This is a genomic window from Sutterella sp., from assembly GCF_030539355.1.
Classification (GTDB): Bacteria; Pseudomonadota; Gammaproteobacteria; order Burkholderiales; family Burkholderiaceae_F; genus Sutterella.
On record NZ_JAUNSF010000123.1, the window covers coordinates 1 to 7757 of the forward strand.

Genomic DNA, 7757 nt, shown 5'->3' on the forward strand with positions numbered 1-7757 from the left:
ACCAAGCCTCTGACGCAATCTGTTGATATTTATCTCAATAAAGCTTACGAAGCAATTGATGAGAATAATTTCGATGAGGCAGAGGAGTTTCTTGAAAAGATCACAAAAGAACTCAATGGCCGCAGTACCTTAGAGACTGTGCAGTTGGAATCATTGATCAGTGCCCTTCGAGTTGCTTCTGGAGATTGAACATGCGTTATATCCAGAAAGCAAGTAAAGAGCCTTGGGATCTGGCTGAATGGAAAGCCTCCAATGCTGAAACTTCTCAGTTGCTGACATGGAGATCCATGCCGGGCAGTGTAAAGAAAGCGCTGAGACTGTTCTTGCTCAGGGAGCAAGGTTTCCTTTGTGCCTACACGATGGAAAGAATTTCTGAAGAAAATTGTCATATTGAACATTTTCGTCCGAGAAGTAAATATCCGGAACTGCAAGTTGATTATTGGAATTTATTTGCATGCTGGCCAAATCCACATCTACCATCCAAGGATGGGAATAAAAAATATACACACGGAGCTATCCAAAAAGCTGACGATGATAGTGATATCTGCAATCCTATAATAAAGAAGGAGGTGGAAGGGGCTTTTGCTTTTGCTATCGGAGGGAAGGTTCGCGGAAATACACCTTTAGCCGAGTCAACGATTGATGTTCTCAATCTGAATGATCCCGGTCTATGTGCAAAAAGACAATGGGCGATAATGACTTCTCTGGGAATTTCTCCTGTGAACGGTCTTCCGAAAATACAGTTCAGCAAGGAATTTATAAAAAAGCGTGTTCAAAAATTGCGTACATTTGATGAACGTGGACGGTTGGTGCCATTCTGCCTTGCGATTGAACAGTGCCTTTTACGGTATCAAGTCGGAAATAACCGTTTATAACGTAACCTGATTATTTTTTATTATCCAAGATACGGAATGGTTCTTGATTTCTGAAAGCATCCGCCCCGGCCTGCCTTCATCCCTTACGGCCCGTTGACCTGTCCCCGCACGGCATGAGGATTCGCAATTCATATACATGATAGATGAATCCTGTATTCGTTCCCGCGGCGGTTGGGTATTCTGTCGTCACTGCGAATCCTTCCGAGACGGATCCGCCGCCCTGACTTTTCTTCCCGGTCCGGTGATGGTCAGGCCGGTGCGGGATGGCCTGCGGGGGGAATAGCGGAGAAGGACTCTGTGTCTGCCCGAGCTGGCACAGGGTCCTTTGTTTTTTCGGGCGGCCGCCCGTTCCGCCGGCCGCCCTCTTCTGCCGCTGAGTGCCTCAGTCGTTCGACGACCGGTTCTTGAAGGGCACCTCGGCCTCGATCGACCGCGTCCTCAGCGTGAAGACGCGGTTGGTGAGCCTCGCCGTGAGCGCGAGCGCGTCGTCCGCGACCCTGAAGTTGAAGTCGTGGAGGAGCTTCGCCGCGGCCCCGGGGTCCTGCGCGGCGAGTTTCAGGTACTTGGCCTCGAAGGCCGCGCACTTCCCCCTGGTCTCCGCCTCGAATTTCGCGAAGGCATCCTTCACGATCGGCGCGAGCGCCGGATAGTCGGTCATGACGAGCGTCTGCAGCTTTCGGATTTTCCAGAAGGCGCTCTCGTCGTCGGCCTCGTCCGTGCCGATGCCCCAGGCCCGGGGAAAAGCGTCGAGCCCCTGGTAGAAAGGCACGAAGACCGAGAGGTCGGCCATGCCGAGCGCGAACCAGTTGACGCGCCCGATCGCCTGCGGGAGTTCCGGCCTCACCTGCAGGATGTGCGTGTTCTGCGTGCGGAAGACCGTCACCGGGCGGAAGGGCTCGTCGCCGCGCAGACCCTTCGTGTAGGGGTCGTGCGACGAGAGTTCGCCCGCTTCGTAGTGGTTCCTCATCACGGCCTCGAGGTCCGCGAGTGAGATCTTCTCCGCGGGCGCGGCGAAGACCGGGAAGTCCGGGGCCTCGCTCACCTCCTGCCTCAGGGCCGGCGTCAGGATTTTCTGGATCTGCCACACGCGGGGGTAGCTGTAGGTTTCGTCACGCTCGTCGTCGCGGGCGTAGACGCGCGTGAAATTGAAGGCGCCGTCGCGCTTCCGGTTATAGAACCCGTTTGCCTCGGCCCAGAAGACCACCGTCGCAGACGCCATGAAGTCGGGGCTCGCGGGGTCGTAGTCCTTCAGGCGCCCCTGGTTGCCGGAGGCGAAGTACTGATCCTTGGGGAGCCGCTGCGCGAGCCACTGGTGGCCCGAGCCCGTCTCGAGGTACCAGACTTCCTTCGCGTCCGCAAAGGCGACGCCGAAGCCCTCCCCCGCGCCGTGCGCTTCGATCAGGCGCCCGAGGAGCGCCGCGCCCTCGCGCGCTGTTTTCGCGGTCGAGAGGATGACGTCGGCGATGTCGCGCTCCGCGATGCCGAGCTTCTCGTAGGGATCGAGCGCGAGCACCGCCTCGTTCGCGTAGATGGTCTCGGTGGCCGAGAGGGCGAGGCCGGCCGAGTTGAAGCCGGCGCACCCGAAGCGCATCGTGTCGGGGTCCGGGGCGGAGGAATACCGCATGGCGTCGGCCGGGAACACGTACTCGAACGCTGCCTCTCCCGGATCATCGGAGCCGCGGTATTTCCTCCCCGGCGCGGCGGGGTTCATCAGCAGCAGCGACGGCATGAAGGAGAACGAGTCCACCGCGCGGGCGACCATGATCGAGCCGTCGGTCGAGGCCTCCCGGCCCACGAGCACCGTGGTGCAGGAGGAGGCGTCGCCCGAATGAAAGGCGAAGGGAAGCATCAGAGCAAGCGAAAGAGACAGAGCCAGGGGGGCGGATTTGCATGAGGGAGTCCGTCGGAGAGGGAGAACGCGGCGGCCGGGGCGACAGTTCACTGCCCGGTGCAGCCGCCCTCAAGGATAGCCGCATCAGGCGCGGTTTCGCCTCAAAAATCAGTTGCGCTCGCTCTTCTCCGGGAGGTCGAGCCCGCATTCGTACCAGACGTACTTCTGCGCCCCTAGGGCGGCAACGGTCTCGTCGGTCGTCATGTCGGTGCGGCGCTTCACGAAGAGCGTGTCGTGCCGCGTGGAGGTGCGGCGATCGAGGTCGATCTCGAACGTGTGCCGCCACATGCCGAGGCGCTGCTCGAGCACGAGGTCATCCTCGAGGAGCGCGCAGATGTCGGGGATGAGGGTCTGCGCGAGCAAGAGGCCGGTCTTCGTGAGATCCTCGCTGAAGGCCTCCGCGCTTTCGGCGCCCGGGTGCGCCGTGTAGGCGGCGACAAGCAGTTCCTTCCAGGGCGGGTTCCAGACCCAGTTCTCCCAGAGGGACGAGATCGGGCGGCCCGGAACCACGGGGAACTCGAAGAACTCGTACGGGTGGAAGAGATCCTCGCGGCGCACGAAGGCCATGAAGAAGCGCAGCCCGTCGGCGTCGCCGTCGAAGCCGCAGAAGACGCCGCCCTGGTCGTGCCCGGGCGCGTAGTTGAGCGAGAGCCACATGCACCAGGGCTCGAAATGGTCGACGAGCCAGTCGGTCGTGAGCCCGCGCCACCAGGCCTCGTCCTCGCTGGCGGTGCCGCAGACGTGGCCCGAGACCTTGTCGACCGCCCAGGCCGAGGTGACGAGGAGCCTCATCTGCACCTCGAAATTCCAGAAGAAGGCGTCCGCGTTCCCGCGGCTCGCCCGGGCCGTGCTCTTGAGAAACTCCCGCATCGGCGCCCAGACGCGGTCGCGCAGGTGTTCGAGCCCCCTGAAGTAATGGTCGGCGCCCTCGGGGCGGCGCCGGGCGTAGACCTCGAGCGCATCCTCGGAGCGCTCCCGGATCGCCTCGATTGCGCCGATGGGCAGCCGCACGAGATTCTCGCGGAAGTTCCTGAGCGACTCGTCCGTGACGGGGACGGTCTCGGGGAGGAGCAAATCAGGATCGAAGGGCTTCATCTGCTGGGTGTGCCTTGGACGGGTGGTCTTGCGGGTTTCATCTTTGATTATGCGTCCCCGGCCTTGTCTTCGCCCGCTGTCAGCTGCCTCCTTCCGTTCGTTCCTCCGCCCCGGAAGCCGGAGCGGGGCGTCTCCGCTGTTGCGTCGATGCTTCAGTGCTCAATAAATCAGGCCTTTGCCCTTGCGGACGGCCCGATGAGGACTACACTATGAGGCCTGCGGCGCCGAAAAAGGCGCATGCCTGCACTGATCTGATGCAGTGCAGCCGCACCGAACACACAAGCACCGGTTCTTCCTTTCCGCAAGGAAAGGAAGCGAAGGCCCGCCCGAGTTCTCCCGGACGGGCCTTCGTTACATGGGCGGGGCTGCCGCCGTCGTTCCACCCGGGCCGGTGTCACGTCAGCGGCAGCCCCAAAAAGAGTACGGATCGAGAAGCTACAGCACATTAATTACAGCTTCTCGATCCGTATTGGGTACGACGGACCGATTGCTCAGATCCATTCCGTCGATGAAGCTAATTTAACAGGGAGCCGCTGAATTCCGATACATCCCGTTGGGGGTATCCGGGGCGGTTGAGCATCTCTCAATGAGAGTATTTTGACGGTGTCCCGTACCTCCTAGGGAGAATTCCCGGTGTGCCTCGGGGGAATGCCTGAGGCATGGACGGTCATGCGCGGAGCGAATGACTGACCGCACTCCTCTCTTCTTCATCCCGGCCTTTTCGCTGCCTGAAACTCCTCAGGCCCTGCCCGGCCCTCCGCGCCCTCGCTAGACTTCCTCCTCTAATAGAGAGGAGAACCTTCTTCGGAGAACCCGAGCCGTGAGCAGCACCCAGAGATCGAAACACCCCGCCCCTGACCACATCGAGATCCGCGGCGCGCGGGTGCATAACCTCCGCAACATTGACCTCGACGTGCCGCTCGGGTGCCTCACCGGCATCGCCGGCGTCTCGGGCTCCGGCAAGTCCTCGCTCGCACTCGGCGTCATCTACGCCGAGGGTTCGCGGCGCTATCTCGAGGCGCTCTCCGCCTACACGCGCCGGCGCATGAGCTTTGCGCAGGAGGCGAAACTCGACCGCATCGACTACGTGCCGGCGGCGCTCGCGCTCCACCAGCGCCCGGGCGTGCCCGGCGTGCGGAGCACCTTCGGCACCTCGACGGAGCTCCTCAATCCGCTGCGTCTGATGTTCTCGAGGCTCGGCAGCCACCGGTGCCCGAACGGCCACGCGGTGCCGCCCTCGGTGAACGTCGCCGCGGACCGGCCGCTCACCTGCCCCGTGTGCGGCGCGACCTTCATGGGACCGTCGGCGGAGGCATTCGCCTTCAATTCCGAGGGCGCCTGCCGCACGTGCTCCGGCACCGGAACCGTGCAGACGGTGGACGAGTCGACGCTCGTCCCCGACGAGTCGCTCACGATCGACGAGGGCGCGGTCGCGCCCTGGAACAGTCTGATGTGGTCCCTGATGACCGACGTCTGCCGCGCCATGGGCGTGAGGACGGACGTCCCCTTCCGCGAGCTCACGCCGAGGGAGCGCGACATCGTCTTCCACGGGCCCGCCGAGAAGAAGCGGATCATGTACAAGGCGAAGAGCACGAACTCCGCGGGCGAGCTCGACTTCACGTACTTCAACGCCACCTACACCGTCGAGAACGCGCTCGCCAAGGTGAAGGACGAGAAGGGAATGAAGCGCGTCGAGAAGTTCCTGCGCATCGACGTGTGCCCGGACTGCCGCGGCACGAGGCTCTCGCAGAAGGCGCTCGGCACGACGCTGCTCGGCCTTACGCTCCCCGAGGCCTGCGCCATGACCCTGGGGGAACTGACGCCGTGGGTGGCGAAGGTGCCCGAGAGCATGCCGCCCGAGATGCGCGACATGGCGGGCTCGATCGTGCGGCAGTTCCTCGCGACCGCGAAGCGCCTCTCCGACCTCGGACTCGACTACCTGACGCTCGACCGCGCCGCGGCGACGCTCTCGACGGGCGAGCGGCAGCGCGTGCAGCTCGCGCGGGCCGTGAGAAACCGCACCACGGGCGTGCTCTACGTGCTCGACGAACCCTCGATCGGGCTGCATGCCGCGAACGTCGAGGGGCTCCTCGGCGTCATCGACGATCTGCTTGAGCACGGCAACTCCGTCGTGCTCGTGGACCACGACGTGCGCGTCTTGAAAGCCGCCGACCACGTGATCGAGATGGGCCCGGGCGCGGGCACCCAGGGCGGGCGCGTGCTCTGCACCGGCTCCGTCGACGAGGTCGCGCGCCATCCGGACTCGCTCGTGGGCGGCTTCCTCTCGGGCAGGGAGAAGACCGTCGTGCGCGGGCGCGCGGCCGCAAGCGAGATGTTCGACAAGGGCACGATCCGGCTCTCGACGAAGCCGCTCCATACGGTGAAGGCCCTCGACCTTGAGCTCCCGAAGGGGCGGCTCATCGCCGTCACCGGCGTCTCGGGGTCGGGAAAGACGACGCTCGTGCTTGAGAGCCTCATTCCGGCGCTCGAGGCCGCGGCCGCCGGCCGCCCTCTTCCTGTCCATGTGAAGTCCGTGGACGCCCCCGGCATCGAGCGCGTGAACCTCATTGACGCGACGCCGATCGGGGTCAACGTGCGCTCGACCGTCGCCACCTACTCGGGCGTCCTCGACGACCTGAGGAAGTCCTTCGCTGGGCTTCCGGAAGCGAAGGCCCGCAGGTGGAAGGCGGGCGACTTCTCCTACAACACGGGGGCGCTGCGGTGCCCGGGCTGCGACGGCACGGGCGAGATCACGATGGACGTGCAGTTCCTGCCCGACGTCGAGATCGTCTGTCCCGACTGCGGCGGATCGCGCTATGCGAAGGCCGCCGGCGAGGTGAGGCTCGCAGGAAAGTCCCTCCCCGAGCTCATGGGCATGACGGTCTCGGACGTGCTTGCGCTCCTGAAGGACCTGCCGAAGGAGAGGAAGGCCCGTGAACGCCTGCAGGTCCTTGAGTCGCTCGGTCTCGGGTACCTGACGCTCGGCGAGGCGACCCCCGCACTCTCGGGCGGCGAGGCGCAGAGATTGAAGCTCGCAGCCGAGATCGGCCGCGCCCAGGAGAGCGCCGTCTTCGTCTTCGACGAGCCGACGATCGGCCTGCATCCTCTGGATGTGCGGGTGCTGATCGGCACGTTCGAAAAGCTCCTCGCCTCGGGAGCGACGATCGTCGTGATCGAGCACGACCTCGACATGATCGCCAACGCCGACTGGGTGGTGGACCTCGGCCCCGGCGGCGGCGAGGCGGGCGGCCGGATCGTGGCCGCGGGAACGCCGGGCGAGCTCGCGAAGAATCCGGCGAGCCTCACAGGGAAGTACCTGGCCGAGGTGCCCGGCGTCTGACGCAATTTCCGCGGGCCGGTCCCGAGGAGCTTCACTGACCGGCCCGCGGCAGGACCAATGGTTGTCAGTCAGACGCGGAGGGAGGTTTCCGCGGGCCGGCACCCAGAGCGAACGGCCGGCCCGCGGAGAGGAAAGAGAGAAAGGTCAGGCGTCAAGCTCCGCCACGGCGTCGATGATGACGAGGCTCCCCATGTGGAGTTTCGTCGTCGGCACCATCACGCGGCCGGGCCTGTGGTCGCCGAAGAACGCGGCGTACTCGGCGTTGATTGCCTGCGTGTAGTCGACGGACGGTGTGAGCACGCGGCAGAAGACCACCTGGTCGCGGCGGCAGTTCGCGGCCGCGAGCACCCGGTCGAGGTTCGAGAGCGTCTGACGGCAGTGGTCGACGATGTCGCCCCTGCACGGCTCGCGCGTGTCCGGGTCGATTGAGAGAAGTCCCGAGATGTATAGCATCCCCTTCGAGACGACGGCGGTCTCGTAGTGCCCCGGGTTGTGTCCTTTGAAACCAGGATCGATGAACTGCATGGCGTGCTCCTTCCAATAAATAGGGCCTTTC

General features: G+C 63.7%; 6 protein-coding genes. 3 read left to right on the forward strand and 3 right to left on the reverse strand.

The features are described from left to right. Positions 1 to 189, forward strand: a 189-nt coding sequence (locus Q4F91_RS12095; protein WP_303337974.1) for a hypothetical protein, incomplete at its 5' end; no start/stop codon positions are given. Positions 190 to 191: 2 nt separating this feature from the next. Continuing rightward, positions 192 to 875 (forward strand): retron system putative HNH endonuclease, encoded by a 684-nt coding sequence (locus Q4F91_RS12100; RefSeq protein ID WP_303337975.1) that lies wholly within the window; start codon positions 192 to 194, stop codon positions 873 to 875. 382 nt (positions 876 to 1257) lie between these two features. Here Q4F91_RS12100 and Q4F91_RS12105 read toward each other — a convergent pair whose 3' ends face one another. Together Q4F91_RS12105 and Q4F91_RS12110 are read right to left on the reverse strand one after the other, a co-directional pair. Then, positions 1258 to 2724, reverse strand: coding sequence for a C69 family dipeptidase (locus tag Q4F91_RS12105; RefSeq protein ID WP_303337976.1), 1467 nt, complete (start codon positions 2722 to 2724; stop codon positions 1258 to 1260). Between the two features lie 150 nt (positions 2725 to 2874). After that, positions 2875 to 3861, reverse strand: a complete 987-nt coding sequence (locus Q4F91_RS12110; RefSeq protein ID WP_303337978.1) for a hypothetical protein — start codon at positions 3859 to 3861, stop codon at positions 2875 to 2877. Between the two features lie 820 nt (positions 3862 to 4681). Between Q4F91_RS12110 and Q4F91_RS12115 the strand changes: the two genes are divergently transcribed. Continuing rightward, positions 4682 to 7201: an excinuclease ABC subunit UvrA gene (locus Q4F91_RS12115; protein ID WP_303337979.1), complete on the forward strand. Its 2520-nt coding sequence runs from the start codon at positions 4682 to 4684 to the stop codon at positions 7199 to 7201. A gap of 144 nt (positions 7202 to 7345) precedes the next feature. Here Q4F91_RS12115 and Q4F91_RS12120 read toward each other — a convergent pair. Next, on the reverse strand, positions 7346 to 7757 hold a 412-nt coding region (locus Q4F91_RS12120; protein WP_303337980.1), incomplete at its 5' end, for a RidA family protein.

Excerpts from the sequence above, each read along its gene's own strand:
- Q4F91_RS12100 (WP_303337975.1), top strand. The coding sequence starts at position 192 with ATGCGTTATATCCAGAAAGCAAGTAAAGAGCCTTGGGATCTGGCTGAA.
- Q4F91_RS12105 (WP_303337976.1), bottom strand. The coding sequence starts at position 2,724 with ATGCTTCCCTTCGCCTTTCATTCGGGCGACGCCTCCTCCTGCACCACG.
- Q4F91_RS12110 (WP_303337978.1), bottom strand. The coding sequence starts at position 3,861 with ATGAAGCCCTTCGATCCTGATTTGCTCCTCCCCGAGACCGTCCCCGTC.